Source organism: Streptomyces sp. NPDC054783, from assembly GCF_053611725.1.
This window is the reverse complement of sequence record NZ_JBSHAY010000052.1, coordinates 18,835-45,734: the sequence shown is the minus strand read 5'-3', so window position 1 is coordinate 45,734 and position 26,900 is coordinate 18,835. Positions and strand designations below refer to the sequence as shown.

Sequence of the window (26,900 nt, the reverse complement as noted above, 5' to 3'; positions counted from 1 at the left end):
CGACAACCGCTGCCGGCACCGGCCTTCTCGCGTCCCGGACGGTCAGGCGTCGTCCGGTGTGCCGAGGCCGGTCAGGGCGCCCACCGGGTCCAGGTCGGGTGTGCCGCGGGGCCACCAGTCGTCCTGGCCCGGTTCCGACTCGTACGCGTACCACAGGCCGTCGCGGCCCAGCCGGAGCTGGACATGCCCGCGCGGATGGGTGAGGTGGTTGCGCCAGGGGCGGAACGCCGGGAGGTCGGCGGCGAGCAGCAGCGGGCGGGCCCGGTCGAAGCGGCCGGCCGGCGGATCCCACGGCTCCTCCAGGACGGCCAGCCCGGCGGCCCCGCCCTGGCGCCAGGCCGCGACGGCCCGCGCGAGCTCGGCCGGGGTGCGGCCGACGGCCGTGGCGAGCGTGGCGTACAGGGTGCGGGTGGTGGCCGTGAGGCCGGAGCCGGGGCGGGCGGCGGCCAGGCGCACCGCGTCCTGCCACAGGGTCAGCTCGCCCACCGGGTCTCGTCCGGTGCCGAGCAGCGCGTGGGCGCGGGCGGCGGCGTCGGTCGCGAGCTGGTCCAGCGCGAAGGGGTCCGGGCCGCCGGGCGCCGCCGGATAGACCGGGGGCTGCTCGGGGTGCGGGGGCACCGGCAACGGCGGGGGCAGCGGCGGGAGTCGGCGCGGGGCGAGGGCGTCGGCGGCGCGCACGCCCGGCAGGGACTCCGGCTGCCGTTCCTGTGCGGCGCGGGCCGCACGGGCGGCACTGCGGCGCGACAGCGCGTCGAGCAGGCTCCGCTCCCCCCGGCCGCGCAGCAGGAGCAGCACGAACGGGTCGGCGTCGAGCAGCCGTGCCGTCTGGTAGCAGAGCGCCGCCGCGTGCTTGCAGGGGTGCCCGGAGTCGGGGCAGCTGCAGCGCGGCACGAGGTCACCGGGGCCGGGCAGCAGGGGCACACCGCAGTCGGCGAGGGACTGGGGCAGTTCCTTGTCGAGCAGCGCGGCGATGTGCCCCGGCCGGTCGGCGGCCGCGTCCAGGAAACGCGCCCAGTCCGCGTCCTCCAGCGTGCGGACCCGTACCTGCACCCGGTACGGGCGGGGCCGGCTTCCGCGGACGTACGCCAGGACCAGCCCCGGGGTCACGGTGATCGCGTCGACGTGCCCCTGGTCGGCATAACCGCGGCCCCGCACCAGCCTCTTGGGGTCCAGCGCGCCCTGCTCCAGCGCGGCCACCCAGGCGTTGCCCCACCAGGTCCCCGCGAACGGCACACCCTCGTCGGTGGCCTCCCGGGGCGCGAACTCGGGGAAGGTACGGCGCAGTTCGGAGTCGCGGTGGGGGGTGGCCATGCTGACGGGCACGTGGGGGGACGCGGCAGCGGGGTCGGATCGGCGCGGGATGGTGTCGCGTCGGTTGTTCGGGCCGGCGGGGGTGGTGGGGGTCGCGGGAGCGGATGTGGCGGGGGGAGTGGGCGGGTACGCCGGCTCGTCCCGCGTCGGCCCCGGACCGGCGGGCGTGGGGTCCGGTCCGGCGGGCGTGGGGTCCGGTCCGGCGGGCCAGGGGTCCGGTCCGGCGGGGGCGGTGACGGGGCCTGGCTCGGTGGTGCCGGTGGGGTCGGGCGTCTCGGTGCTGTCGCCGCTGCCGCTGGTGTCCACGCTCGGGGTCTCGTCCTCCGGGGTGTCGGACCACACCGGCATCCGGAAGGCGTTGGCCAGGTAGTGCCGCATGTCCTGGACGGCCTTGGCGCGGGCGGCCGGGGAGTCCTGTCCGGGGACGGCAGCGGTACCCGGTGCCAAGAAGCCGGAGCCGCCGGTCGCGCGCGGCCCGGGTCGGGTACGGCGCTCCTGCGATCGCCGGCCACGCGCGGCGGCCTCCTCCGCCTCGGCCTCGGCACGCAGCGCCTCCCGGCGTGCGGACCGGAGTGCTTCCCTGGCCACGTCGGCGGGTCGCACAAGGGGCCCTTCCGCACGGATGGCCTCGGACACGCCCCGGTCCCCCGCACGGCCAACCCCCAACACGCCTCGGGCATCGGCACGGGCAGCCTCGGACACGGATCGATCACCCGCGCCCTGGTCGCCCGCCCGGTCAGCCCCAGCTTCTTCGACCCCAGCTTCTTCGGCCCCAGCCCGCTCGCCCCGAGCCCGCTCGGCCCCGGCCCCTCCGCACCCGGCCGGCTCGACCCCGACATCTTGGGACCCGGCCCGTGCGGTCTCCGCGCGCCGGCGTGCCTCCCGCAGGGCCCGGCGGGCGGCGTCGGCGGGGCGCTGTTCTCCGCGTTCTCCGGCCGTCATGACTGCCTCCGCAGTGAGACGAGGTCGGACAGCTCGCGGTCGGTCAGTTCGGTGAGGGCCGCCTCGCCGGAGCCGAGGATGGCGTCGGCCAGGGCGCGCTTGGCAGTGAGCATCTCGGCGATGCGGTCCTCGACCGTGCCCTCGGTGACCAGGCGGTGGACCTGGACCGGCTGGGTCTGGCCGATGCGGTACGCGCGGTCGGTGGCCTGTTCCTCGACCGCCGGGTTCCACCAGCGGTCGAAGTGGATGACATGGCCCGCGCGCGTGAGGTTCAGGCCGGTGCCGGCGGCCTTGAGGGAGAGCACCAGGATCGGGGTTTCACCGCTCTGGAAGCGGTCGACCATGCGCTCGCGTTCCGGGACGGGAGTGCCGCCGTGCAGCAGGTCCACCGGGATCGCGCGGGCGGACAGGTGCGCGGCGATGAGGCGGGCCATGCCGACGTACTGGGTGAAGACGAGCGCCGAACCGTCCTCGGCGAGGAGGGTGTCCAACAGCTCGTCCAGCAGGGCGAGTTTGCCGGAGCGGGCCACGAGCCGGTCGGCGCGCGTCTCCTCCTTCAGGTACAGCGCCGGGTGGTCGCAGATCTGCTTCAGGGCGCCCAGCAGTTTCAGCACCAGGCCCCGGCGGGCGATGCCCTCGGCGATCTCGATGGCCAGCATGGACTCGCGCACCACCGCCTCGTACAGCGCGGCCTGCTCGCGGGTGAGCGGCACCGGGTGATCGGTCTCGGTCTTGGGAGGCAGCTCGGGGACGATGCCGGGGTCGGACTTCTTGCGGCGGAGCAGGAACGGCCGGACCAGACGGGCGAGGCGGTCGGTGGCCTCCTGGTCCTCGCCGTTCTCCACCGCGCGGGCGTGCCGGGCGCGGAAGGACTTCAGGGGGCCGAGAAGTCCGGGGGTGGTCCAGTCGAGCAGGGCCCACAGTTCGGAGAGGTTGTTCTCCACCGGGGTGCCGGTCAGCGCCACGCGCGCGGGGGCCGGGATGGTGCGCAGCGCCTTGGCGGTGGCCGAGTAGGGGTTCTTCACGTGCTGGGCCTCGTCGGCGACGACCATGCCCCAGGCACGGTCGGCGAGCTGTGCGGACGCCGATCGCATCGTGCCGTACGTGGTGAGGACGAACCCGCCGGCGAGGCCGTCGAGGGTGCGGTCCGGGCCGTGGAAGCGGCGGACGGGGACGCCGGGTGCGAAGCGGGTGATCTCGCGCTGCCAGTTGCCGAGCAGAGAGGCCGGGCAGACGACGAGGGTCGGCTCGGTGCGGGCGCGTTTGAGGTGCAGGGCGATGAGCGTGACCGTCTTGCCGAGGCCCATGTCGTCGGCGAGGCAGCCGCCGAGGCCGAGGGAGGTCATCAGATCCAGCCAGGCCAGACCGCGCAGCTGGTAGTCGCGGAGGGTGGCGGCGAGGCCCGCGGGCGGGTCGGCGGGGCGCAGGCCCGCCGTGAGCCGGTCGCGGAGGGCGGCCAGCGCGCCGACCGGCACGGCCTCGACACTCTCGCCGTCGACGTCGGCGCTGCCGGTGAGCGCCACGGAGAGCGCGTCGACCGGGTCGAGCAGGCCCAGTTCGCGCTTGCGGGCCTTGCGGACGAGGGCCGGGTCGACCAGCACCCAGCGGTCCCGCAGCCGTACGACCGGGCGGTGGGCCTCGGCCAGGGTGTCCATCTCGGCCTCGCTGAGCGGATCCCCGCCGAGGGCCAGCTGCCAGCGGAACTGGAGCAGTTCCTCGCTCTCGAAGAAGCCGGTGCCGTCGGTCGCCGAGCCGGGCGCCGGGCGGACCACCGCCGCCGCCGTGAGGTCGCGGGCGAGGTCCCGGGGCCAGTGCACGGCGACCCCGGCGGCGGCCAGCCGCGTGGCGGCGACACCGAGGAGCTCGCCCAGCTCCTCCTCGGACAGGGCGAGCACATCGGGTACGTCCTGTTCGGCGAGCCGGTCCAGGGGCGGCCACACGCGGGCCGCGCGCCGCACGGCGAGGGCGGCGTCCACCCGCGAGCGGGGCCCGAACGCCGTGTCGGCCTCCCCCGCCCACAGGGCCGCCGCGTCGGCCACCAGGGTGGGGTCGGCAAGGCTGTGCACCTGCACGATGGCCGCGCCGGCGTTCCTCGGGCCGGTCGCCTGCTGGGCGCTCGTGTCGGCGTCGAAGACGTCGTACGCGGACAGGTCGAGGCGGAGCGAGATCCGCACGCCCGCGTCCATGCCGGCGGCGACCTCTGCCGCCCATTCATGGGCCTGTGGCAGCGCAACGGGCTCCCGGGCGGCGAAGGGCCGGCCGGCGGTGAACGGGGCGGCCGGGGTGCGGGGCAGGGTGTCGGCGACCGCGTCCAGGAAGGAGCGGATCAGGGCCTCCGGTTCGGGCAGCCGGAGCGGGCCCGGGTCCGGGAGCGGCACGGCGTGGCCCTCCGGGGGCAGGGCCGCGGCGACCGCGCGCAGGTGGGCGATGTCGGCGGGCTCCAGCGGGCCGGCGCGCCAGGCGTCATGGCCGGCCGGGGTCAGGCCCGGCAGCAGGCGGCCTCGGGCGGCCAGCCGCAGCGCGTGCAGCGCGGCGGCGCCCCAGCAGGCGGTGGCCGGATGGGCGGCCGGGTCGCGGCGGGCCCGGACCAGCAGCGGCAGGGCCTCGGCGAGCGGCAGTGTCAGCGCGGGCACCTGCCGGCGGCGCACACCCGCACCGTGGCGTCGTACGACCGTGATCTCGGCGGTGTCGCCCTCGACGGACCCGCCCTCGGGGTCCCAGAAGGCGATGCGACCCTCGCGTGGGAGGGTCGCCGGAAGGTACACGGACGCGAGGCGCACCGGGACCTGGTCCCCGGCCTGCCCGGAGCCTCCCGTGCGCTCGGCCACCGCGGCCGTGCCTGCGCTCATACGTCCTGCCACCTCCCGCCCGTGCGTCGGACCAGACGTCTTCGACTCTACGGGCGGGGTCTGACAACCGGCCCGGGACCGGCCGTGGCCTGCGGCTACGGGACGGTGCGGGAGACGACGTAGACCATCGGGTTCTTCGGGTCGGACATGTTCACGACCACGTCCTGGGTCGGCGCAGGGTTCTTCTGCGCGTGGGTCAGTCCCCACCAGGGGCCGGGTCCGGTGAAGTGCCATCCGCTGACCTTCTGGTCGCGGGTGCCGATGGTGATGTCGCCCGTCTTCAGCTCGTCCCGGCGCGTGCCCATGGTCTGCAGGAAGCTGTCCAGGCCGGCTTCGTTGGTGCGGAACTGCACGTAGAGGCGGCTGGTCTTCCAGTTGTTCGTCTCGTAGGAGGCGATGTAGTCGGCCGGGTGCGGGACGGTCACCTGGTAGAGGCGGCGCTGCACCTTCGACGGCCAGCCCGGGGTCAGGCCGGTCGCCATGTACTTCGCCTCCTTGTCCTTGCCGCTGTTGCGGCTCTGGTTCGCGGAGATCACCAGGTAGCCGGCCGGGACGCCGATCAGCAGCCCGATGATCAGCAGGGTGAGCGCGCGGCGCCTGGCCTTGTGCCGGGAGTCCTCGGCGGGGCGGCGCGGCTCGTCCGGCGGGGCGGCCTGGCGCGGCAGTGACGCGGTCATGCGGTGTCCCGGTCGCGTCGGGCCTGGGAGTACCGTTCGTAGCGCTCGTACCGCTCCACCCGGCGGCGCTTGGCCCGGCGGAACCGGCGGGCGACCAGCCGGGCCAGGTCGGCGGCGCCCACCATGCCGGCCTCGGGGCCGAGCTGGGCGCGGGTGATGCGGGCCTCGGGTCGGTAGCCGCGGCCGGTGAGGTGGCGTTTGAAGGCGTCCCGGGCCGGGCCGATGAGCAGGTCGTCGGCGGCCGAGACACCGCCGCCGATCACGAAGCAGGAGGGGTCCAGGGCGGCGGCGAGGTTGGCGATGCCGACGCCGAGCCACTGGCCGATGTCCTGGAGCAGCTCGATGCACATCGCGTCGCCCTCGCGGGCCAGCTCGGTGATCATCGGGCCGGTGATCTCGTGGATGTTGCCCTTGACGTGCTCGATGATGCCGTAGGCCACCGGGGAGTCGGCGGCGGCCAGCTCCTTCGCCTCGCGGACGAGGGCGTTGCCCGAGCTGTACTGCTCCCAGCAGCCGCGGTTGCCGCACGGGCAGCGGTGGCCGCCGGGCACGACCTGCATGTGGCCGAACTCGCCGGCGACGCCGTACTTGCCGCGCTTGACCTGGCCGTCCTCCAGGATGGCGCCGCCGATGCCGGTGCCGAGCGTGATCATGACCAGGTGGTCCTCGCCGCGCCCCGCGCCGAAGCGCCACTCCGCCCAGGCGGCGGTGTTGGCGTCGTTGTCCACGAGGACCGGCACGGACAGGCGACCGCTCAGGCGGTCGCGCAGCGGTTCGTTGCGCCAGGACAGGTGCGGGGCGAACAGGACGCGGTTGCGGTCGGCGTCGACCCAGCCGGCCGCGCCGATGCCCACCGCGTGCACGTCGTGCCGGTCGGACAGGTCCAGGACCAGTTCGACGATGGTGTCCTCGACGACCTGGGGACTCTTGGACTTGTCCGGGGTCTCCGCCCTGAGCTTCTCCAGGATGTTGCCGTCGGCGTCCACGACGCCCGCCATGACCTTGGTGCCGCCGATGTCGATCCCCACCGTGGGCACGCGGGGTGCGGTCAGGTGGGAGCGGCGCTCGCGCGTGCCGACGGTTCGCAGGACCGGGGCTCGGCGGGAGCCGATGGGGGCGGTGAGGTCGCGGTAGGTGCTCATCGTTGGTCGATTGTGCCGCACGCTCACGCTGAGTGCTGCGCGGGGCAGCGGGAGGGGGTGCGCGAGCATTGCCGTCCGCGGGTGCGTCGCGGTTGATCGCGCAGTGCCCCGCGCCCCTCAGCTGCGCTGCAGTTCGTGGCGTAGGGCCTCCAGGTCGGACCCGCCGGCCATCTGCTGGGTCAGCTCGTCCAGCGTTATGTCGTCCCGTGTGTAATTCCCCACCATCGTGCCCCTGCGCAGCAGTACGAACCTGTCCCCCACCAGGTACGCGTGATGCGGGTTGTGGGTGATCAAGACAACGCCCAGGCCCTCGTCGCGTGCCGCGGCCACATATTTCAGGACCACACCGGACTGCTTCACACCCAGTGCCGCCGTCGGCTCGTCCAGGACCAGGACCTTCGCACCGAAGTGGACCGCGCGGGCGATCGCCACGCACTGGCGTTCGCCGCCGGAAAGGGTGCCGATGGGCTGGTCGACGTCGCGGAGGTCGATGCCCATGCGGAGCAGGGCATCGCGGGTGGTCCGGCGCATGAGGTCGGTGTCCAGGCGCTTGAAGGGGCCCTTGCCCTTGCGGGGCTCGGAGCCGAGGAAGAAGTTGCGCCAGACCGGCATGAGGGGGACCACCGCCAGGTCCTGGTAGACCGTGGCGATGCCGCGGTCCAGGGCCTCCCGCGGGGAGGACAGGGTCGTCTCCTCGCCCTCGATGCTCAGGGTGCCGCCGTCGTGCCGGTGCAGACCCGCGACGATCTTGATCAGGGTGGACTTGCCGGCTCCGTTGTCGCCGAGGACGCAGGTGATCTCGCCGGGGTGGACCGCCAGTGAGACGCCTTCGAGGGCGCGGACGGTGCCGTAGTGCTTGCTGACGTCGGTCAGCTCGACCAGAGTCACTTGTTGGCCTCCGCGCGCTTCTTGACCCAGGCGTTGAGCAGGGTCGCGAGGAGCAGCATCGCTCCGAGGAAGAACTTGAACCAGTCGGGGTTCCACTCGGCGAAGACGATGCCCTTGCTCGTCATGCCGAAGAGGAGGGCGCCCACGGCGGAGCCGATCGCGCTGCCGTAGCCGCCGGTGATCAGGCAGCCGCCGATCACGGCCGCGATGATGTAGATCAGCTCGTTGCCGACGCCCTCGCCGGACTGGACGGCGTCGAAGGAGAAGAGCAGGTGCTGGCCGGAGATCCAGGCGCCGAACGCCACGCCCATGTAGAGGCCGATCTTGGTCCTGGCGACCGGGACGCCGACCGCGCGGGCCGCGTCCTGGTTGCCGCCGACGGCGAAGATCCAGTTGCCGGCGCGGGTGCGCAGCAGGATCCAGGAGGCGAGGACGACCAGGCCCAGCCACCACAGGATCGTGACCTTGAAGTCGACGCCGCCGACGGTGAGGGTCGAGGCGAAGAGTGCGTGGGCGGAGGGGAAGCCCTCCATGTCCCCGATGGTCTTTGTCGACACCGTGCCGTCGATCAGCTTGGTGAAGCCCAGGTTCACGCCGGTCAGCATCAGGAAGGTGCCCAGCGTGACGATGAAGCTGGGCAGCCTGGTACGGGTGAGCATGAAGCCGTTGAAGGCTCCGATGGCGAGGGTGACCAGCAGGGAGACGCCGACGCCGACCCAGGTGTTCGCCGTCATCTGGTAGCTGAACATCGAGGAGACCAGCGCCGAGGACGTCACCAGGACACCGGCCGACAGGTCGAACTCGCCGCCGATCATCAGCAGCGACACCGGTACGGCCATGATGCCGATGGTCGAGGAGGCGTACAGGACCGTGCTGAGGCTGGAGGCGTTGAGGAAGCCGTCGGCGGCGAAGGCGAAGAAGAGGAGGACGGCGAGGGCGCCGACCACCGAGCCCAGTTCCGGCCGGGCGAGCAGCTTCTTCAGCGGCGAGCTCTGCAGAATCCTTTCATCAACGGCTGTGCTCATCGGGTGCCCCGCTGGGTGTACGCGGCCAGCGCGGAGGCCTGGTCCTTGGTGATGATCTGCGGACCGGTCAGCACCGGCTTGCCGCCGCCGAGGACGTCGCCGTTGTACCTGTAGGCCCACAGCAGGTCGACCGCCTCGTAGCCCTGGAGGTACGGCTGCTGGTCCACGGCGAAGCCGAGGGTGCCGTTCTTCAGCTCGGCGGCGACCTGGGCGTTGAGGTCGAAGGTGTCGATCTCGGCCTTGCTGCCCGCGTCGCTCTTCGCCTTCACGGCGGTGTCGGCGTACGGGGCACCCAGGGTGACGACCGAGTCGATGGACCTGTCGGCCTGGAGCTTGGCCTCGATGGCGGACTGGACGTCGGGCATGTCGGTGCCGTTGACGTAGAGCTTCTGCAGGGTGCCGTGGAAGGTCCTGGCGACGCCGTCGCAGCGCTGCTCGTGGCCGACGTTGCCCTGCTCGTGCAGCACGCACAGGGCCTTCTTCTTCCCGCGCCTGTTCAGCTCGTCGCCGACGGCCTCGCCGGCGATGGTCTCGTCCTGCCCGATGTGGGTGAGGGCGCCGAAGGCCTTGGACTCCTCGGAGCCGGAGTTCACCGTGATGACCGGGATGCCGGCCTTCTCGGCGCGGGCCACGGCGGCCTTCATGGCGTCGGGCTTGGCGAGGGTGACGATGATGCCGTCGACCTTCTTGTCGACCGCCGCGTCCACGAGCTGCGCCTGCTGCTGGGCCTGGTCGTCGTGCGAGTACAGGAAGTTGATGTTGTCCTTGACGGCGGCCTGTTTGGCGCCGCTCTGCACGATGTCCCAGAAGGTGTCGCCGTCTCCCGAGTGGGTGATCATCGCGAAGGTCCAGCGCGGTGTGTTCACCGCCGCTCTCCCCTGGGCCGTGGCGGCCTTGCGGGCGTCCTCGGCCCGCTTGCCTCCGGTGCTGCTGCACGCTGCCAAGGACAGCGAAAGTGCCCCCGTCAGCGCTATGACTGCCCAGGTCCGAAACCGTGCCACGAGGCGGTGCCCCTTCTTGCCGTGTTCGTACGTACGGAAGGGGCCGGTGATCAGCTCAGCGGCCCCAAACGCTCCAGTATCGAACACGGCCGACGCTCATGACACAGCCGGGGAGCAAGCGTCCGCCTGAATGTCCGGACATTGCGACGAACTCAGGTCACCGGTCAGGGCCGGACGAGCAGCTGGAACTCGAAGGAGTAGCGGGTCGGCCGGTAGGTGTGATCGCCGAACTCGACCGCGCGGCCGGTGTCGTCGAAGGTGGTGCGCTGCATGGTGAGCAGCGGCGCACCCTCGACCTCGGCGAGCCGCTCGGCCTCGGCCGCGGTGGCGCCGCGGGCGCCGATGGACTGGCGTGCGCTGTGCAGGGTGATCCCGGCCGAACGCATCAGCCGGTACAGGCCGGTCGCCTCCAGCTGGCCGGTGTCCAGTTCGAGCAGGCCGGGCGGGAGATGGTTGATCAGGTACGCCATCGGCTCGCCGTGCGCGAGACGGAGCCGCTCGATGCGGTGCACGTCGCTGCCCTCGGGGACGCCGAGCGCGGCGGCGACCTCGGCGGAGGCCGGCACGACGGTGTTGACGAGCACCCTGGTCGCGGGGCGCTGTCCGGCCGCCTCCAGGTCGTCGTAGAGACTGCTCAGCTCCAGCGGGCGCTTGACCTGACTGTGCACCACCTGCGTGCCGACGCCGCGGCGGCGCACGAGGAGCCCCTTGTCGACGAGGGACTGGATGGCCTGGCGGACCGTCGGCCGGGACAGGCCGAGCCGCGCGGCCAGCTCGATCTCGTTGCCCAGCAGGCTGCCGGGGGTGAGGCTGCCGTGCTCGATGGCGGCCTCCAGCTGCTGGGAGAGCTGGAAGTACAACGGCACCGGGGAGCTACGGTCCACATGGAGGTCGAGCGACACGGTGGGGTCCACATCTGGTTTCGGCACGGGGCCGAGCGTAGCCCCGTGGCCGGTTGACGGGAAGTTGTGTAGTCCGATTGTCCGGACATATGCATTGACAGCGCGCGGGCTCCGCCCTCACTTTGTTTCCATGCGCATCGGGGTCATCGGTACGGGCCGCATCGGCACCCTTCACGCGAGAACGCTGAGCCGTCACCGCGAGGTCGGATCGCTGATCCTGACGGACACGGATCCGGCCCGGGCACAGGGACTGGCACACCGGCTGGGCGAGACGGCGGCGCCGGGTGTGGACGAGATCTTCAAGTGGGGCGTGGACGCGGTGGTGATCACCACGGCGACGTCGGCACACGCCGAACTGGTCGGTCGGGCAGCGCGTTCGGCCCTGCCGGTCTTCTGCGAGAAGCCGATCGCGCTCGACCTGCCGGGCACGCTGCAGGCGCTCGCCGAGGTGGAGACGGCGGGCACGATCCTGCAGATGGGGTTCCAGCGGCGCTTCGACGCGGGATACGCCGGCGCCCGCGAGGCCGTGCGCTCGGGACGCCTCGGCCGGCTGCACACCGTGCGCGCGATGACCTGTGACCAGTCCCCTCCCCCGGCCGACTGGCTGCCGCTGTCCGGCGGGCTGTTCCGGGACGCGCTGATCCACGACTTCGACGTGCTGCGCTGGGTGACGGGCCGTGAGGTGGCCGCCGTGTACGCCACCGGGTCCGACGCCGGGCCGCCGATGTTTCGCGAGGCCGGCGACATCGGCACGGGCGCGGCGCTGCTCACGCTGGACGACGGCACGCTCGCCACGGCCACGGCGACCCGGCTGAACGGCGCCGGGTACGACGTGCGCATGGAGCTGGCCGGGGAAGCGGACACGGTCGTGGTCGGCCTGGACGACCGTACGCCGCTCGCGTCCACCGAGCCGACCGGGCCACCGCCCGCGGACAAGCCGTGGCCGGGCTTCCTGGAACGGTTCGGGCCCGCGTACGAGGCCGAGCTGAACGCCTTCGTCGACGTGGTGCGCGGCGAGCGCCCCAACCCGTGCGACGGCCACGAGGCCCTGCAGGCCCTGCGGGTGGCCGAGGCCTGCGAGATCTCCCGGCACGAACGGCGCCCGGTGTCCCTCACGGAGATCCCGGACCGGGCACGGCCGTCGCAGGGCTGATCCCGGGGCCGCGTACGACCGTTGCCGAGAGCCTCTCACGGCCGTTGCCGCCGGCGCCGCGTGTCACCGTAGCCGCAGGCGCCCCGCACGACCGTCGCCGCCGGCTGCGCCTACGCCCGTGCCGCGTGCGCGCCGCGCGACAGTGCCACGGGCGCCGCGTACGACCGCTGCCGCCGGTGCCGCCGGTGCCGCCGGTGCCGCCGGTGCCGCCGGTGCCGCCGACGACCGTTACCGCCGGCGCCGCCCACGACCGCTGCCGCAAGTGCCTCGTGCAACCGCACCAGCGCGCCACGCACGACCGCAGCCGTCGGCGCCACGTACCGCCATAGCCGCCGGCGCCGCCCACGCCCGTTGCCACGGGCGCCACGCACGACCGCAGCCGCCGGCTCGCCCTACGACCGTGCCGCAGGCGCCACGCACGACCGTGGCGGGGCTGTGCCTGCGACCGAAGTCGCAGGTCCGCGCACAGCTGGTGTCAGCTGCCGGTCACCAGCGGACCGGGAGGCTGCGCATCCCTCTCATCAGGAGGCCGGGCAGCCACTCGCCCGGTGTGCCGTCGAGTGCGAGGGCGGGGGCGCGCTCCAGGAGGGTGCCGATGGCCGTGCGGCCCTCCAGGCGGGCCAGGGGTGCGCCCAGGCAGTAGTGGATGCCGTGGCCGAAGGCGAGGTGGCCGCGGGTGTCCCGGCGGATGTCGAACCGGTCGGGGTCGTCGTAGCGCTCGCCGTCGCGCTGGGCCGCGGTGAGGCTGATCACCACATGGGTGCCCTTCTCGATGGCCGCGCCGGCGATCTCCAGGGGTTCGGCGGCGAACCGGTAGGTGGCGCTCTGCACCGGGCTCTCGTAGCGCAGCATCTCCTCGACGGCGCCGTCCAGGAGGGTCATGTCGGCGCGCAGGGCTGCGAGTTGGCCGGGATGGGTCAGGAGGGCGTGGACGCCGTTGCCGATGAGGTTGACGGTGGTCTCGTGGCCGGCGATCAGCAGCAGGAAGGCCATGCCGCGCAGTTCGTGTGCGGAGAGCCGGTCGCCGTCCTCGGCAGTGGTGCGGATCAGGTCGCTGAGCAGGTCGTCGGTGGCGCCGCAGGAGCGCTTGTCCTCGATCAGCTCGGTGAGGTACTCACCGAGGCGGACGATCGCCTCGTACCCCGTCTGCCCGTTCGTCGGCGCGACCACCTCCGTGGACATCTTGCGGAACTCCTCGCGGTCCATGCCCGGCACGCCGAGGAGTTCGCAGATGACGGTGATCGGCAGCGGGTAGGCGAGGGAGGCGATGAGGTCGGCCCGGCCGGCCGGGAGCATCTCGTCCAGCAGTTCGTCGGTGATCTGCTGGATCCGCGGCCGCAGCTGCTCCACCCGGCGCATCGTGAACGCGCGCGTGACGAGGCCGCGCAGCCGGGTGTGCTGGGGCGGATCGGTGGTGAGCAGATGCCGGCCGATCATCTCCTGCTCCATGGCGGTCAGGCCGATCTTGCCGGTGTCCTTGGCCAGCCGGGGGTCGGCGAGGGCCGCCCGCGCCTCCTCGTACCCGACGACCAGCCAGGCGTCGTCCTCCCAGCCCGGCAGCCGGACGCGGTGCACGGGGCCCTGCTCGCGCAGCCGGGCGTACACCGGATGGGGATCCGTGCGCAGCGCATCCCCCAACTCCCCAAGATCGACCACGTGTTGCCTGCCCATCGCTCCCCTTCCGGACGCCCCCGAGGCACACCGGGAACCCCCGGTACCAGGACAACGCGCGGCGTACGCGCTCAGTGCCCGTCGTCCTCGAGGAGTCCGGCGTCGTACGCCAGCAACGCGATCTGGACGCGGTTGTCGAGCCCCAGCTTGGCGAGGATGCGCGAGACGTGCGTCTTGACGGTGGCCACGCTCATGAACAGCTCGGTGGCGATCGCCGCGTTGGCGAGGCCGCGGCCGACGGCGACGGTGACCTCGCGTTCGCGGTCGTTGAGGACGGCGAGCCGATCACGCGCGCGTGCCTGGCGCGCGTCGGCGGCACCGCCGGCCGCGTGCCGCATCAGCTGCCGGGTGACGGCGGGCGACAGCACGGGGTCGCCGGCCGCGACCCGGCGCACGGCGTCGACGATCTCGGCGGGCGGGGTGTCCTTGAGCACGAATCCGGCGGCGCCCGCGCGCAGGGCGTGCAGCACCTGCTCGTCGGCGTGGAAGGTGGTGAGCACCACGACCTGCGGGGCGTCGGCCCGCGCGCGCAGTCGCCCGGTCGCGGCGAGCCCGTCCACCGACGGCATCCGGATGTCCATGAGGACGACGTCCGGCCGGGTGCGCGAGACGAGTTCCTCGGCCTGGGCGCCGTCCGCGGCCTCCCCGACGATCTCGATGTCCTCGGCCCCGCCGATCATCAGGGCCAGTCCGGCCCGTACGAGCGGGTCGTCGTCGACGAGGAGGAGTCTGATCGGCGTCATGGGCCTTACGTAATCACGGTTGCGCGACTCGTGTTGCCACCCTCGCGCCCGCCGGCGTCCACGGCCGGCCCTGAGGTGCTCAGGGCGTCGGTGCCGTCCGGCCCCAGGGCAGCCAGGCCCGTACCTCGAACCCGCCGTCGGCCGTGCCGCCGTGCTCCAACCGGCCGCCGGTCAGGGTCGCACGTTCGGTGAGGCCGATCAGGCCCTGCCCGGAGCCGGGGACGGGCGTGGGCTCGCTGGTGGGCGACGGGTTGGTGACCGTCACGGTCACGCCCTCGCCGGGGGTGCCGGTGAGACGCAGGGTGACCTCGGCGCCCGGGGCGTGTTTGCGGGCGTTGGTCAGGGCCTCCTGGGCGATGCGGTAGGCGGTGCGGCCGACGGAGGCGGGTACGGCGGCCGGGTCGGCGACGTCATGGTCCAGGGTGACCTTCATGCCGGCCTCGCGGCACTCGGCGACGAGGGCGTCCAGCGCGGCCAGCGTCGGCTGGCGCCGCTCCCCGGCCGCGTCGTCGGACTCGCCGGCCCGCAGCACGCCGATGATCTCCCGCAGGTCCTGCAGCGCCTCGTGCGCGCTCTCCCGGATCACTCCGGCGGCCCGGGCGATCTCCTCGCGGGGCGCGTCCGGCCGGAACTCCAGCGCGCCCGCGTGCACGCTGAGCAGGGTGAGCCGGTGGGCGAGGACGTCGTGCATCTCCCGGGCGATGGCCTCGCGGGCGAGCCGCTGCGCCTGTTCGGCACGCAGCCGCGCCTCGGTCTCCGCCCGGCGGGCCCGCTCGCGCAGGCTGAGCATCAGCAGCCGCTTGGAACGCACGAACATGCCCCAGCCGATGACGGAGACGGCGAGCAGCACGACGAACACGACGGAAGCCGCGAAGGGCAGATCGGGGTCCGGACGCAGCCAGTAGTAGACGGGTACGAGGGCGAGGTCGGCGCCGCCGACCCAGGCGACGTAGCGGAAGGGCCGGTGCACTGCGAGCGTGAACAGGGCGACCGCGCCGGCCCCGCCCGCCGTGGAGGACACGAAACCGACGGCGACCATCGCCACGGCGAGGCCGACGGGCCAGCGGCGGCGCAGCCAGACGGCGCCGCAGGACAGGGCGCCCAGCACCACGTCGGCGATGGCGAGGCCGCCGGGCACGTCCTCCTGGCGAAGGGTCACGGCGGATGCCAGGAAGAGGAACACGGCAAGCAGGAAGCAGCAGGTGTCGACGGCCCAGTCCCGTGCGGTGCGCCGGGGCCGGCGGCCGTCCGGGTCGAGCCCGTGCAGCAGGGCGGAGGGCAGCATCCACCGGCGGGGCCACGCCCCGCGTTCCATGGTGTGGTCGAGCCCGTTCTCTGTCACGGTCGACAAATCTACGCAGGGCGCGGGGCACCGGCCGCACCGTGGGGGTGATCGGCTACCAAAGTCGCGGACTCGTCGACTTTCGGCGGCACCACCGGACGAGCCTTGCCGACGGTCGGACATCCCCGGTCGCGCCCTGGAGGAGGTCGAGAGCGTCACCGCCCGACCGGATCGCGGACGACAGCGGGCCGCCGGGGCAACACCGGCGGCCCGTTCGTGCGTTCGTGGGATCTGTCGCGCTGTTCCCTGGAGTCCTGTCGGCTTCCGGCTCAGCAGCCGAAGTCGACCAGGTCGAACGTGGCGTAGTGGTCGGAGGTGTAGTAGTCCTCCTGGGAGCCCTCACCGGTGACGATGCGCCGGGCACCGCGCGTGGGGGAGCCGGGGGTGATCACCGTGTACTCGTGGTAGTAGCCGGAGGGCTCGCTGGGCAGCACGCCCTCACGGTTGGAGAAGACGGTGCCGTCCTGCGAGTACGGGTACGGGCCGCCCCGGTCGATCAGGTCCAGGGTGTCGTGGGCCTGCGACGGCAGGTCGCCGTAGCAGACGCTGCCGACCGACGAGGCTGCGTCCGCCGTGGTGGCGGAGACGGTGCCGCCCACGAGAAGGGCGGACAGGAGCGCGGCTGCGGCGCTGATGCGAGTGGCGCGTGGGGGGAATCTCATACCCCCATGATGACGCGCGTAGACGTTGGCATGTCAACGACAAGATTGAAGATTTTCCCATCAAGTCCCATGAGTTTTCGGGAAGTTAACCTGCCGCCCTGCGCCCCCACGCGGTCCCCACGAGCACCAGCGCACCACCCGCGAGAGCGAATGCGCCGAGCCGCTCCCCACCGAGGGCGATACCCGCCGCGGCGGCCCACAGCGGCTCGGTGCCGAGCAGCAGCCCGACCCGGGACGGGGAGGTACGGCGGACCGCCCACATCTGCACGAAGAAGGCGAACACCGTGCACAGCGCGGACAGGAACAGCAGCCCCGCGCAGTCCCGGGCGCCGAACCCGGCCGCGACCGACCAGGGCGCCGGACCACCCGAGACGGCCGACAGCAGGGCGAAGACGGCGACGGACGCGCCGAGTTGGACCGTGGTCAGCGGCAGCGCACCGGCGCCCTGGACGGCCCTGAGCCGGGACATGGCGAGGACGTGCAGCGTGCGGGCGAGCGCGGCCAGCAGCATCAGCAGGTCGCCGGTGCTCGGCCGGGTGAAGCCGCCGCCCTGGGTGAGCAGGACGACGCCGAGCACCGACAGCAGCGCCGCGCCGAGGAAGGCCGGGGTGGGCCGGGTGCGGGTGACGGCGGCCTCGGCGAGCGGGGTGAAGACCATGGTGAGGCTGATGATCAGACCGGCGTTGGTCGCCGAGGTGTGCACCACGCCGTAGGTCTCCAGCAGGAAGATCCCGCTGAGGATCAGGCCGAGCAGGGCCGCGCCGCGCCACTGGGCGCCGCTGAGCGCCCGCAGGGTCCGGCGGCCGGCGACGGCCAGCACCGGTACGGCGAGCGCGAACCGCAGCACGAGCACCGCGAGGACCGTACGCGCGGTGGTGATGTCCTTGGCCGCGAGATAGCTGGCGCCCCAGCAGACGGCGACAAGCAGGACAGGCAGGTCGGTGTGCCAGGCGCGGCGGGGCGCGACGGCGGCACCCGGTACGGCGATCGACGACATGGGGCGGCTCTCCCGGTCTCCGAAAAGGGGTGCGGAGACATCGGTGGCTCGCACGGGGCGCGATCACCGTACCGGCGGGGACGATCTTCGGCCAGGGTTTTCCGCGGGCGTCTCAGACGCCGTCGGGAGTGCCTCGGGCGTGTCTTCGGGGAGCGGCCTCAGGCGTCTTCCGGGAGTTCGTACGACCCGTACTCGGGGCTCCCGGCGAGGTCGTACGACTGGATGGAGACGCCCGCGCCCGTGACGCGGCCGCCGGTGTGCCGGAAGCTGGTGGGGACCGCGCCCTCGGTGAACAGGCGGCGGCCGGCGCCGAGGACGACCGGGAAGGTCAGCAGGTGGAGGGTGTCGAGGAGCCGGAGGTCGATCAGGGAGCGGACCAGGGCGCCGCTGCCGTGGATCTGCAGTTCGCCGTCCGTGCGCTCCTTCATGGCCTGCACCTCCTTGGCGACGTCGCCGCCGAGCACGGTGGTGCCGGACCACTCGGGAGCCTGGAGGGTGGAGGAGACGACGTACTTCGGGAGTGTGTTGAGGCGGGACGCGATCGGGTTGGCGGGGTCGGTCACCTTCGGCCAGTAGGAGGCGAAGATGTCGTAGGTACGGCGGCCGAGCAGGAAGGCGCCGGACCGGTCGAAGACCTCGGTGACGAAGCGGCCGAAGTCGTCGTCGCCGTACCAAAAGCTCCAGCCGCCGTGCGTGAAGCCGCCGCTGGTGTCCTCCTGGGGGCCGCCGGGCGCCTGGTACACGCCGTCGAGGGTGACGAAGATGGTGGAGACGAGCTTGCCCATGGCGGTGCCTTCTTCCGGGTGCGGGGTCTGTCGGTCATCAGCTCAGACCCCGCGGGCACCCGGAACTCATCGGTCCGGCCGTGGAGAGGACCGGGCTCAGCCGGCGTGGGTGGAGAACAGGCCGCCGGTCGGGCCCTGCTTGTCGCCGCCCTGGGCCTTCTTCAGGGCGTTGGCGAGGCTCTCGATGGTGAGGGACTGCAGGATCACCCGGCCGTTGCCCTCCAGGGTGGCCAGGGACAGGCCCTCGCCGCCGAACACTGCGTTCATGATCCCCTGGCGGTTGAGGCCGCCGACGCGCTGGACGCCGTACTGGATGCCCTCCTCGAAGGCGACCACGCAGCCGGTGTCCACCTCGATGCGGCCGCCGAAGTCCGCCGGGTTGAGGTCGATGAAGTTGCCCGCACCGGCGATGATCACCGTGCCGTAGCCGGTGAACTTCTCCAGGATGAAGCCCTCGCCGCCGCTCATGCCGGTGCGGGCGCCGGCGAAGGCGATGCCGAAGTCGACGGTGGACTCGGCGGCCACGAAGGCGTCCTTCTCGGCGAACCACGCGCGCGTGCCGTCGAGTTCCAGCGCGCGCATCTCGCCCGGGAGCACGCCGGCGAACCCGACCGTGCCCTCGCCGCCCTGGGAGGTGAAGTACTGGAACGCCAGCGACTCGCCCGCGAGCATGCGCTGGCCGACCTGCATGGCGGTGCCCATGGCCTGGCGGAGCAGGCCGCCCATACCGCCGCTCCCGCCGCCCTGTGCCTGCTGCCCGCCGTTTCCGGACGGGGTGGACAGCCGCGTCTCCATGGTCACGTTCGTCGTCTTGAACAGGAACTTTCCGGCCTCGCAGTACACGGTCTGGCCGGGCTGCAGGTTGACGACCGCCATCTGCATGGCGTTGCCGACGATCTCTTGCTGAAGGGTCACGCGGAAAGAACGCGGGAGACGCACCCGTAAGTTCCACCGGACCGGAAACGGATCCTTGTGGGTGACGCGTGGGGCGCCCCGGTGCTGTCCGGACCGGGGCGCCCCACGCGGGTACGGGGTGGGTCAGCCGCCCAGTTCCTGGTGCCGGGCGGCGAGGCCGGCCGCGCCCCGCTCGGTCAGGGAGCCGTACAGGCGCAGGCGGGAGATGCCGCCGTCGGGGAATATGTCGATCCGCGCGTGCGTGCCGACCGCGGGCTCCGGGAGGACGAATCGGTGGTTGGTGTCGGGCTGGAGGCGGGTGCGCGGCACGATCTGCGTCCAGTCACCGTTCTCGCCGTCCTTCACGGACACCGAGGCCCAGCCGGCGCTGTTGCCCTTCAGACAGGCGGTGTCGATCTCGATCGCGCGGATCTGCGACTGGGCGGCCAGCTGGTAGCGGATCCAGTCGTTGCCCTGGTCGCGCCGGCGGCGGGTCTCCCAGCCGTCGTCCATCTTGCGGGAGCGGCCCGGCTGGATGGTGTTGGTGGCCGGGGAGTAGAAGAGGTTGGAGGCGTCCTCGACCCGGCCGCCGTTCTCCAGGGCGACCACGTCGAAGGTGCCGAGGACGGCCAGCCACTCGGGGTCCGGGACGACTTCGCCGTACACGCGCAGGCGCGCGATGCCGCCGTCGGGGTGCTGGTTGACGCGCAGGTGGGTGAAGCGCTGCTCGACGGCGACGGCGAAACCGTTCGCCGCGTGGCCGCCGACGGCGGTGCGCGGGACGATCGTCGTCCACTTCACGTCCTCGCCCAGCAGTTCCTCGGGGGACGGCGAGCCCGGTACGGACGTGCCCTCGACGGAGACCGCCTGCGGGTAGTTGCCGCGGAAGTGGGCGGTGTCGACGACGATCCCGCGGATCACCCCGGGCGCGCCGAGGCGGACCAGCGCCCAGTCGTGGTCCTCGGCGGTCGGCCAGGGGTGTTCGGCGGAGGCGCCGCGCCGGCGGCGGGTCTCCCAGCCGTCCATGACCTTGCCCTTGTGCCCGAAGTGCTCGGGGTCGAACTCGGCCGGCTCGGGCACCAGCAGGTTCTCCCGCTGGGCGAAGAACTCGTCGTTGGCGGCGATGACACCGGCGCCGAGCTGCCGGTCGGCGAGGTTGGCGTACTGGGTGAAGGGGAAGTCGGCGGTGCGGTAGTCCGCGTACGGGTCGCCGCCTCCGTAGGGGTTCGCGTCGCCGGTGAAGCTCTGTGTCGCCGTCACGGGGATCAGGGGGTCCTTTCTGGAGTCGGCCGGTTGCGGGTGCGGGGGTGGCTTACTGGGGGCGGGTGAGCAGCGTGCCCTTCGGGTCGGTGAACTCGCCGTCTGCGACGATGCGTTCGCCGCGCAGCCAGGTGGACTTCACGACGCCGTACAGGGTCTTGCCGGCGTACGCGGTGACCCGGTTGCGGTGCTGGAGGCCGGCCGGGTCGACGGTGAAGGTCTCGTCGGGGGCGAGGACCGCGAAGTCGGCGTCGCGGCCGGGGGCGATGGCGCCCTTGCACGCGTCGAGGCCGACCAGGGCGGCGGTCTTCGTGGACATCCAGCGCACGACGTCCTCCAGGCCGTGACCACGCGCGCGTGCCTCGGTCCATACGGCGGAGAGGCTGAGCTGGAGGCCGGAGATACCGCCCCAGGCGGTGGCGAAGTCGTCGGTCTTCAGGTCGGCGGTGGAGGGCGAGTGGTCGGTGACGACGCAGTCGATGGTGCCGTCGGCCAGCGCCTCCCACAGCAGGTCCTGGTTGGCGGCCTCGCGGATGGGCGGGCAGCACTTGAACTCGCTGGCGCCGTCCGGGACTTCCTCGGCGGTCAGGGTGAGGTAGTGCGGGCAGGTCTCCACGGTGATCCGGACGCCCTCGGCGCGGGCGGCGCGGATCAGCGGCAGCGCGTCGCTGGAGGACAGGTGCAGCACGTGCACGCGCGCGTGGAGGCGGCGGGCCTGCGCGACGAGGTTGGCGATGGCCGTGTCCTCGGCGTCGCGCGGGCGGGAGGCGAGGAAGTCGGCGTACCTGGGGCCGCCGTGCTGCGGGGCGGCGGCGAGGTGGTGCGGGTCCTCGGCGTGCACGATCAGCAGGCCGTCGAAGCCGGCGATCTCCGCCAGGGACCGGTCGAGCTGGTCCTGGTCGAGGTGCGGGAACTCGTCGACGCCGGACGGGGACAGGAACGCCTTGAAGCCGAAGACACCGGCGTCGTGCAGCGGGCGCAGGTCCTTGACGTTGTCGGGCAGGGCGCCGCCCCAGAAGCCGACGTCGATGTGCGCCTTGTCGGCGGCCACCTCCCGCTTCACGCGCAGGTTCTCGACGGTGGTGGTCGGCGGGAGGGAGTTGAGCGGCATGTCGACCAGCGTGGTGATGCCGCCGGCCGCCGCCGCGCGGGTGGCGGTCCAGAAGCCCTCCCACTCGGTGCGGCCCGGGTCGTTGACGTGCACGTGGGTGTCGACCAGGCCGGGCAGCAGGACGTGGTCGCCGAAGTCCTCCAGCCGCACGCCGGCCGGGACCTGGGCGTCGTACGGCAGGACGGCCGTGATCCTCCCGGCGGACACGGTGACCGTGGCGGCCCGTGTCCCCTCCGGAGTGATGACGCGCGTCGAGCGCAGGACCAGTTCAGCGTCGGACACCCGAACCCCTCTCTGTACCGCCGTTTTACGCCCCGGAAAAGGGGATTTACACCCACGTAACGGAATTCAACGTTCTGTTGAAGGAGTCTTCACTCCCACTCCCCCGCCGTCAAGGGGCACACTTCTGGGCAGCGCCCGACCGGCACCCACTCTGGACGTTTCCACAAAGCGGAATTAGAATTCCGGCAAGCAGAACGTAGCTACGTACAAGCAGGGAGTCAACCGGCTGCCGGGTAGGCTTCTCACCTCTTGCCAGTCCCGAAAGGAACGCGCCGTGCCGACGTCCAGGGCCAGCACCAACGACTCCGCCAAACCCTCCGCCGCGGGCGGGGTCCAGTCCCTGGAGCGCGCCTTCGACCTGCTCGAGCGGATGGCGGACGCGGGCGGCGAGGTCGGCCTGAGCGAGCTGTCCGCGACCAGCGGGCTGCCGCTGCCGACCATCCACCGGCTGATGCGCACGCTCGTCGCGTGCGGGTACGTCCGCCAGCAGCCGAACCGGCGCTACGCGCTCGGCCCCCGGCTGATCCGGCTCGGCGAGTCCGCGTCCCGCCTGCTCGGCACGTGGGCGCGGCCGTATCTCGCGCGGCTGGTCGAGGAGACCGGCGAGACCGCGAACATGGCGCTGCTGGACGGCGACGAGATCGTGTACGTGGCCCAGGTGCCGTCGAAGCACTCGATGCGGATGTTCACCGAAGTGGGCCGACGGGTGCTCCCGCACTCCACCGGCGTGGGCAAGGCGCTGCTGGCCGGCGTGCCGGACGGCGAGGTGCGCGCCCTGCTGTCCCGTACGGGGATGCCGGCCGCGACGGAGAAGACGATCACGACGCCCGATGGCTTCCTGGCCGCGCTGGAGGACGTACGGCGGCTCGGGTACGCCGTGGACGACAACGAGCAGGAGATAGGGGTTCGGTGCCTCGCGGTGTCCGTGCCGGAGTCTCCGACGGCCGCGGCGATCTCCATCTCGGGGCCGGCCGGGCGGGTCACCGAAGAGGCCACGGAGAAGATCGTGCCTGTGTTGCAGCAGATCGCCCTTGAGTTGTCTCAGGCTTTGGCGAGTTCGGGCGCCTGAGAGCCCGGGGGGATCGTCCGTCGGCGGGTGCGGGTGCTTCGTGGTCGTTCGCGCCCACGCGGCGGAGCCGCATATTGATACAGGCCCGCGCCCCCAGGGGGTTGCAGTCAGCCCCTCTGCATTGGTTCCCCGAAAAGATCCACCGCCTCCCGGACCTCCCTCAGGCCGCTCGCCAGCGCGCTCACCGAGCCGATCGCCCCAGCGATCAGTAACAGGGAGCTGCGCAGGCGCGGGATTTCCGGTGCGCCGCCCACGGCCATCGCCGCCAGCGTCGCCAGTTCGTCCTCGGCTATGCCCCGGTCGGGGAAGTCGGACGGGAGCGCGGCGAGTTCGCGGCGCAGCCGGGACACCGCGGTCCGCAGTTCCGACACTCTCGGATCCTCGTCGCTGCCGGTCACTGGCCTCTGCCCCAAGCTCCGCAACACAGCCCTCCCCCTCACACTCCGTCGTGCGCGGGCCAGTAAACGCCACCGCGTCCGGGAGCGCCACAGGGCGGACCGAAATTCAGCCCAAGGAAAGCGGCCGCCGCATCGCCCGTCAGGTATGCAGGACGCATGACGGACAACCATCACGAGGAGGTCGCCGGGCTGCTGCTCGCCGCCGGCGGGGGCAGACGGCTCGGCGGGCGGCCCAAGGCGCTGCTGGAGCACCGGGGGCGCCCCCTGGTCGAGCACGCGGTCGGGGTGCTGCGCGCGGCCGGATGTGCGCGGGTGCACGTCGTACTGGGCGCGCGCGCCGAGGACGTGCGGGCGCGGGCCGATCTGCGCGGCTGCGTGCTCGTGGACAACCCCGACTGGACCGAGGGCATGGGCTCCTCGCTGCGCGCAGGACTGGCCTCCCTGGCCGGTACGGGGGTGCGCGCGGCCCTGGTGAGTCTCGTCGACCAGCCGGGCATCGGGCCGGCGGCCGTGACGCGGGTGCTCGGCGCCTATGAGGACGAGAAATCGCTGGTCTCGGCCGCCTACGACGGCACCCGGGGGCATCCGGTGCTCTTCGGCGCGGCCCACTGGGCGGACATCACGGCGGCCGCCACCGGGGATCGTGGCGCTCGCGCCTATCTGAAGGACCACGCGGCTCAGATCCGGCTCGTGGAGTGCGCGGACGTGGCCGAGCCGTACGACATCGACACCGAGGCCGACCTACGCCACCTTGAGTGAAGGAGGTGGCACTGGGCGCCACCTTGCCTCGACTCAGAGAATCTCGACATCAACAAACCATTGAAGTTCCACAATGAGGAAACTACTATCCACTGATCAGAAGCGCCTGCCCGCACAGTCGGCGCTGATTGCCCTATTCGTGCCACTAGGCACCCGGTGCCACCGCTGAAGGAAGTGACAGCTCATGTCCGCACCAGCGCCGTCCCCGCTGGCCATCGTCGACGCCGAGCCCCTGCCCCGGCAGGAAGAGGTCCTCACGGACGCGGCGCTCGCCTTCGTGGCGGAGCTGCACCGGCGGTTCACCCCACGCCGTGACGAACTCCTCGCCCGCCGGGCCGAGCGCCGCGCCGAGATCGCCCGCACCTCCACGCTCGACTTCCGCCCCGAGACGGCCGCGATCCGCGCGGACGACTCCTGGAAGGTCGCCCCGGCCCCGGCCGCGCTGAACGACCGGCGCGTCGAGATCACCGGCCCCACCGACCGCAAGATGACCATCAACGCGCTCAATTCGGGCGCGAGGGTCTGGCTCGCCGACTTCGAGGATGCCTCAGCGCCCACCTGGGAGAACGTGGTCCTCGGCCAGGTCAACCTGATCGACGCCTACACCCGCAGCATCGACTTCACCGACCCGAAGTCGGGCAAGTCCTACGCCCTGCGCCCGAACGAGGAGCTGGCGACGGTCGTCATGCGCCCGCGCGGCTGGCACCTGAACGAGCGTCACCTGCTCGACGCCGACGGCCACGCCGTCCCGGGTGCCTTCGTCGACTTCGGCCTGTACTTCTTCCACAACGCCCAGCGGCTGCTGGAGCTCGGCAAGGGCCCGTACTTCTACCTGCCGAAGACGGAGTCGCATCTGGAGGCCCGCCTCTGGAACGACGTGTTCGTCTTCGCCCAGGACTACGTCGGCATCCCGCAGGGCACCATCCGCGCCACCGTCCTGATCGAGACGATCACGGCGGCGTACGAGATGGAGGAGATCCTCTACGAACTCCGCGACCACGCCTCCGGGCTGAACGCGGGCCGCTGGGACTACCTGTTCTCCATCGTGAAGAACTTCCGTGACGGTGGCGCCAGGTTCGTCCTGCCGGACCGCAACGCGGTCACGATGACGGCCCCGTTCATGCGGGCGTACACCGAACTCCTCGTCCGCACCTGCCACAAGCGCGGCGCGCACGCGATCGGCGGCATGGCGGCGTTCATCCCGTCCCGTCGCGACGCCGAGGTCAACAAGGTCGCCTTCGAGAAGGTCCGCGCCGACAAGGACCGTGAGGCGAACGACGGTTTCGACGGCTCCTGGGTCGCCCACCCCGACCTCGTCCCGATCGCCATGGAGTCCTTCGACCGGGTCCTCGGCGACAAGCCGAACCAGAAGGACCGGCTGCGCGAGGACGTCCACGTCGAGGCCGCCGACCTGATCGCGATCGACTCGCTGGCCGCGAGGCCGACGTACAACGGCCTCGTCAACGCCGTCCAGGTCGGCATCCGGTACATCGAGGCCTGGCTGCGCGGGCTCGGCGCGGTCGCCATCTTCAACCTGATGGAGGACGCGGCCACCGCGGAGATCTCCCGCTCCCAGATCTGGCAGTGGATCAACGCGGGCGTCGAGTTCGAGAACGGCGACAAGGCCACGCCCGAGCTGGCCCGCAAGGTCGCCGCCGAGGAACTGTCCGACATCCGCAAGGAGATCGGCGAGCAGGCCTTCGCCGCCGGCCACTGGCAGGAGGCCCACGACCTGCTGCTGAAGGTCTCCCTGGACGAGAACTACGCCGACTTCCTCACCCTGCCGGCGTACGAGCAGCTCAAGGGCTGACGCCTACGCGGTGCTGTCCGAGTGGCCCAGGGGCTTTCCCGGGGCCACTCGGTCGCGTACGAGGCGCTTGACCGCCGTGGGCTCCGGGAAGCCCTGCTCGCGCCGGTCCCAGACGACCTCGTCGTTCACCCTGACGACGAAGACGCCCCCGGTGCCGGGCTTGAGCGACAGCTCGGTCAGCTCGGCCTCGAAGGTGGTGAGCAGTTCCTGCGCCAGCCAGGCGGCACGGGGCAGCCAGCGGCACTGTGTGCAGTACTCGATCTGAACGCGACAACTCATCCGATGTGCCTCATCCCAGGTGCACCGACCAGTCCTGTTCCGCCGCCGGCTTGCCGTGCAGGTCGGGGACGCGCTTGAGCCAGTCCGGGCGGCCCGCCTGGGTCTTCTCCGCGCGGGCGGCCTCCTCGGCCGCGAGTTCCTCGCGACTCGGGAAGTCGCCGGGCAGCCACTCGGGCGAGAGCCGTACGCGCGCGAGGAGGTAGTCGACGTAGGCGTCCCGGACATCGTCCGGTGTCGCGAACCCTGCATCCTCGGCGAGCCAGGCGTCCGGCACCTCCGCGACGATCCCGCGCAGCAGCTCCTCGGTCACCCGGGGAGCCAGTTCCGCGTCGGCGGCGCGGACGTCGGGGCCGTAGTGACCGAGCGCGTGATGGCGGAAGTCGTACTTCTTGCCGGGTGTCGTGGTGTCCCAGCGGTGGTGGAAGACCAGGGCGGCGCCGTGGTCGATGAGCCACAGGCGGGGCGGTACGGTGCCGAGCGTCGGCCAGACCATGAGGTTGGAGCTGTGGACCGTGCGGTCGACGTTGACGGCCAGCGCGTCCAGCCAGACGATCCGGCCCGCCTCCAGCGGATCCACGGGGAAGCTCCTCGCGATCTCCGGGGTGAAGTCACAGGCGCCCGGCAGGTAGTCCATGCCGAGGTTCACGCCCGCGCTCGCGCCGTGCAGCTCCCGCACCTCCTGGTGCGGCTCCTCGGCGGCGATCGCGGGGTCGAAGTGGACGAGGACCAGCTCGGGGAAGCGCAGGCCGAGCGCGCGGGCGAGCTCGCCGACGATCACCTCGGCGACCAGCGCCTTGTGCCCCTGTGCCGAAGCGGTGAACTTGACGACGTACGTGCCGAGGTCGTCGGCCTCGACGACGCCGGGGACGGAGCCACCGGAGTGGAGGGGCGCGACGTAGCGGGTTGCAGCGACCTCTCTCAACATCATCGAAGGTCCCCTCGCCCATC

Annotated in this window: 24 protein-coding genes; 4 read left to right on the top strand and 20 right to left on the bottom strand. The window is 72.3% G+C overall.

Features of this window, described 5'->3' with window-relative positions; genetic code table 11:
* Nucleotides 1-42 precede the first annotated feature (42 nt).
* From ACWGJ5_RS43440 to ACWGJ5_RS43405, 8 genes are all read right to left on the bottom strand, one after another.
* Entirely contained in the window at nucleotides 43-2,253 is a 2,211-nt protein-coding gene (locus tag ACWGJ5_RS43440; RefSeq protein WP_453315130.1) for an SWIM zinc finger family protein, read from the bottom strand.
* The gene (locus tag ACWGJ5_RS43435) at nucleotides 2,250-5,102 is read right to left on the bottom strand and encodes a DEAD/DEAH box helicase (RefSeq protein WP_453315129.1); all 2,853 of its coding nucleotides are present in this window, start codon (nucleotides 5,100-5,102) and stop codon (nucleotides 2,250-2,252) included. Before ACWGJ5_RS43435 ends, ACWGJ5_RS43440 begins: the two co-directional genes overlap by 4 nt.
* Nucleotides 5,103-5,197: 95 nt before the next feature.
* Nucleotides 5,198-5,779, bottom strand: a complete 582-nt coding sequence (locus ACWGJ5_RS43430) for a sugar kinase (RefSeq protein ID WP_453315128.1) — start codon at nucleotides 5,777-5,779, stop codon at nucleotides 5,198-5,200.
* Nucleotides 5,776-6,921, bottom strand: a complete 1,146-nt coding sequence (locus tag ACWGJ5_RS43425; RefSeq protein ID WP_453315127.1) for an ROK family glucokinase — start codon at nucleotides 6,919-6,921, stop codon at nucleotides 5,776-5,778. Before ACWGJ5_RS43425 ends, ACWGJ5_RS43430 begins: the two co-directional genes overlap by 4 nt.
* A 117-nt stretch (nucleotides 6,922-7,038) precedes the next feature.
* Nucleotides 7,039-7,809: an ATP-binding cassette domain-containing protein gene (locus tag ACWGJ5_RS43420; RefSeq protein WP_453315126.1), complete on the bottom strand. Its 771-nt coding sequence runs from the start codon at nucleotides 7,807-7,809 to the stop codon at nucleotides 7,039-7,041.
* The gene (locus ACWGJ5_RS43415) at nucleotides 7,806-8,834 is read right to left on the bottom strand and encodes an ABC transporter permease (RefSeq protein ID WP_453315125.1); all 1,029 of its coding nucleotides are present in this window, start codon (nucleotides 8,832-8,834) and stop codon (nucleotides 7,806-7,808) included. The genes ACWGJ5_RS43420 and ACWGJ5_RS43415 overlap by 4 nt, the downstream gene beginning before the upstream one ends.
* On the bottom strand, nucleotides 8,831-9,835 hold the full coding sequence (locus ACWGJ5_RS43410) for a sugar ABC transporter substrate-binding protein (RefSeq protein ID WP_453315124.1): 1,005 nt from the start codon (nucleotides 9,833-9,835) through the stop codon (nucleotides 8,831-8,833). The genes ACWGJ5_RS43415 and ACWGJ5_RS43410 overlap by 4 nt, the downstream gene beginning before the upstream one ends.
* 164 nt (nucleotides 9,836-9,999) lie before the next feature.
* Nucleotides 10,000-10,737 (bottom strand): GntR family transcriptional regulator, encoded by a 738-nt coding sequence (locus tag ACWGJ5_RS43405; RefSeq protein WP_453315133.1) that lies wholly within the window; start codon nucleotides 10,735-10,737, stop codon nucleotides 10,000-10,002.
* Nucleotides 10,738-10,867: 130 nt separating this feature from the next.
* Between ACWGJ5_RS43405 and ACWGJ5_RS43400 the strand changes: the two genes are divergently transcribed.
* Nucleotides 10,868-11,890: a Gfo/Idh/MocA family protein gene (locus ACWGJ5_RS43400; protein WP_453315123.1), complete on the top strand. Its 1,023-nt coding sequence runs from the start codon at nucleotides 10,868-10,870 to the stop codon at nucleotides 11,888-11,890.
* A gap of 486 nt (nucleotides 11,891-12,376) precedes the next feature.
* Here ACWGJ5_RS43400 and ACWGJ5_RS43395 read toward each other — a convergent pair whose 3' ends face one another.
* The 9 genes from ACWGJ5_RS43395 to allB all read right to left on the bottom strand — a co-directional run bounded on the left by ACWGJ5_RS43395 (nucleotide 12,377) and on the right by allB (nucleotide 21,637).
* Nucleotides 12,377-13,561: a cytochrome P450 family protein gene (locus ACWGJ5_RS43395; protein ID WP_453315122.1), complete on the bottom strand. Its 1,185-nt coding sequence runs from the start codon at nucleotides 13,559-13,561 to the stop codon at nucleotides 12,377-12,379.
* Between the two features lie 71 nt (nucleotides 13,562-13,632).
* Entirely contained in the window at nucleotides 13,633-14,304 is a 672-nt protein-coding gene (locus ACWGJ5_RS43390) for a response regulator (RefSeq protein WP_453315121.1), read from the bottom strand.
* 79 nt (nucleotides 14,305-14,383) lie between these two features.
* Nucleotides 14,384-15,619: a sensor histidine kinase gene (locus tag ACWGJ5_RS43385; RefSeq protein ID WP_453315132.1), complete on the bottom strand. Its 1,236-nt coding sequence runs from the start codon at nucleotides 15,617-15,619 to the stop codon at nucleotides 14,384-14,386.
* Nucleotides 15,620-15,915: 296 nt separating this feature from the next.
* Nucleotides 15,916-16,308, bottom strand: coding sequence for a ribonuclease domain-containing protein (locus tag ACWGJ5_RS43380; protein WP_453315120.1), 393 nt, complete (start codon nucleotides 16,306-16,308; stop codon nucleotides 15,916-15,918).
* An 85-nt stretch (nucleotides 16,309-16,393) separates the two neighbouring features.
* Nucleotides 16,394-17,305 (bottom strand): DMT family transporter, encoded by a 912-nt coding sequence (locus ACWGJ5_RS43375; protein WP_453315119.1) that lies wholly within the window; start codon nucleotides 17,303-17,305, stop codon nucleotides 16,394-16,396.
* Between the two features lie 158 nt (nucleotides 17,306-17,463).
* Nucleotides 17,464-18,090 (bottom strand): dihydrofolate reductase family protein, encoded by a 627-nt coding sequence (locus ACWGJ5_RS43370; protein WP_453315118.1) that lies wholly within the window; start codon nucleotides 18,088-18,090, stop codon nucleotides 17,464-17,466.
* A gap of 96 nt (nucleotides 18,091-18,186) precedes the next feature.
* Nucleotides 18,187-19,005, bottom strand: a complete 819-nt coding sequence (locus ACWGJ5_RS43365) for an AIM24 family protein (protein WP_385318921.1) — start codon at nucleotides 19,003-19,005, stop codon at nucleotides 18,187-18,189.
* A gap of 123 nt (nucleotides 19,006-19,128) precedes the next feature.
* Nucleotides 19,129-20,244, bottom strand: coding sequence for an allantoicase (alc, locus tag ACWGJ5_RS43360; RefSeq protein WP_453315117.1), 1,116 nt, complete (start codon nucleotides 20,242-20,244; stop codon nucleotides 19,129-19,131).
* Between the two features lie 52 nt (nucleotides 20,245-20,296).
* Nucleotides 20,297-21,637, bottom strand: a complete 1,341-nt coding sequence (allB, locus tag ACWGJ5_RS43355; protein ID WP_453315116.1) for an allantoinase AllB — start codon at nucleotides 21,635-21,637, stop codon at nucleotides 20,297-20,299.
* A 274-nt stretch (nucleotides 21,638-21,911) separates the two neighbouring features.
* Between allB and ACWGJ5_RS43350 the strand changes: the two genes are divergently transcribed.
* Nucleotides 21,912-22,706, top strand: coding sequence for an IclR family transcriptional regulator (locus ACWGJ5_RS43350; protein ID WP_453315115.1), 795 nt, complete (start codon nucleotides 21,912-21,914; stop codon nucleotides 22,704-22,706).
* Between the two features lie 107 nt (nucleotides 22,707-22,813).
* On the opposite strand, the gene ACWGJ5_RS43345 is transcribed toward ACWGJ5_RS43350, so the two are convergent.
* A complete protein-coding gene (locus tag ACWGJ5_RS43345) occupies nucleotides 22,814-23,131 on the bottom strand; it encodes a DUF5955 family protein (protein ID WP_453315114.1) in 318 nt (105 codons plus the stop codon).
* Nucleotides 23,132-23,260: 129 nt separating this feature from the next.
* Between ACWGJ5_RS43345 and ACWGJ5_RS43340 the strand changes: the two genes are divergently transcribed.
* On the top strand, nucleotides 23,261-23,863 hold the full coding sequence (locus ACWGJ5_RS43340) for a nucleotidyltransferase family protein (protein WP_453315113.1): 603 nt from the start codon (nucleotides 23,261-23,263) through the stop codon (nucleotides 23,861-23,863).
* Between the two features lie 184 nt (nucleotides 23,864-24,047).
* On the top strand, nucleotides 24,048-25,673 hold the full coding sequence (gene aceB, locus ACWGJ5_RS43335) for a malate synthase A (RefSeq protein WP_453315112.1): 1,626 nt from the start codon (nucleotides 24,048-24,050) through the stop codon (nucleotides 25,671-25,673).
* Nucleotides 25,674-25,676: 3 nt separating this feature from the next.
* Here aceB and ACWGJ5_RS43330 read toward each other — a convergent pair whose 3' ends face one another.
* Both ACWGJ5_RS43330 and ACWGJ5_RS43325 read right to left on the bottom strand, forming a co-directional pair.
* A complete protein-coding gene (locus ACWGJ5_RS43330; RefSeq protein ID WP_453315111.1) occupies nucleotides 25,677-25,952 on the bottom strand; it encodes a SelT/SelW/SelH family protein in 276 nt (91 codons plus the stop codon).
* Between the two features lie 10 nt (nucleotides 25,953-25,962).
* Nucleotides 25,963-26,877: a HipA family kinase gene (locus tag ACWGJ5_RS43325; RefSeq protein WP_453315131.1), complete on the bottom strand. Its 915-nt coding sequence runs from the start codon at nucleotides 26,875-26,877 to the stop codon at nucleotides 25,963-25,965.
* Nucleotides 26,878-26,900: the final 23 nt, after the last annotated feature.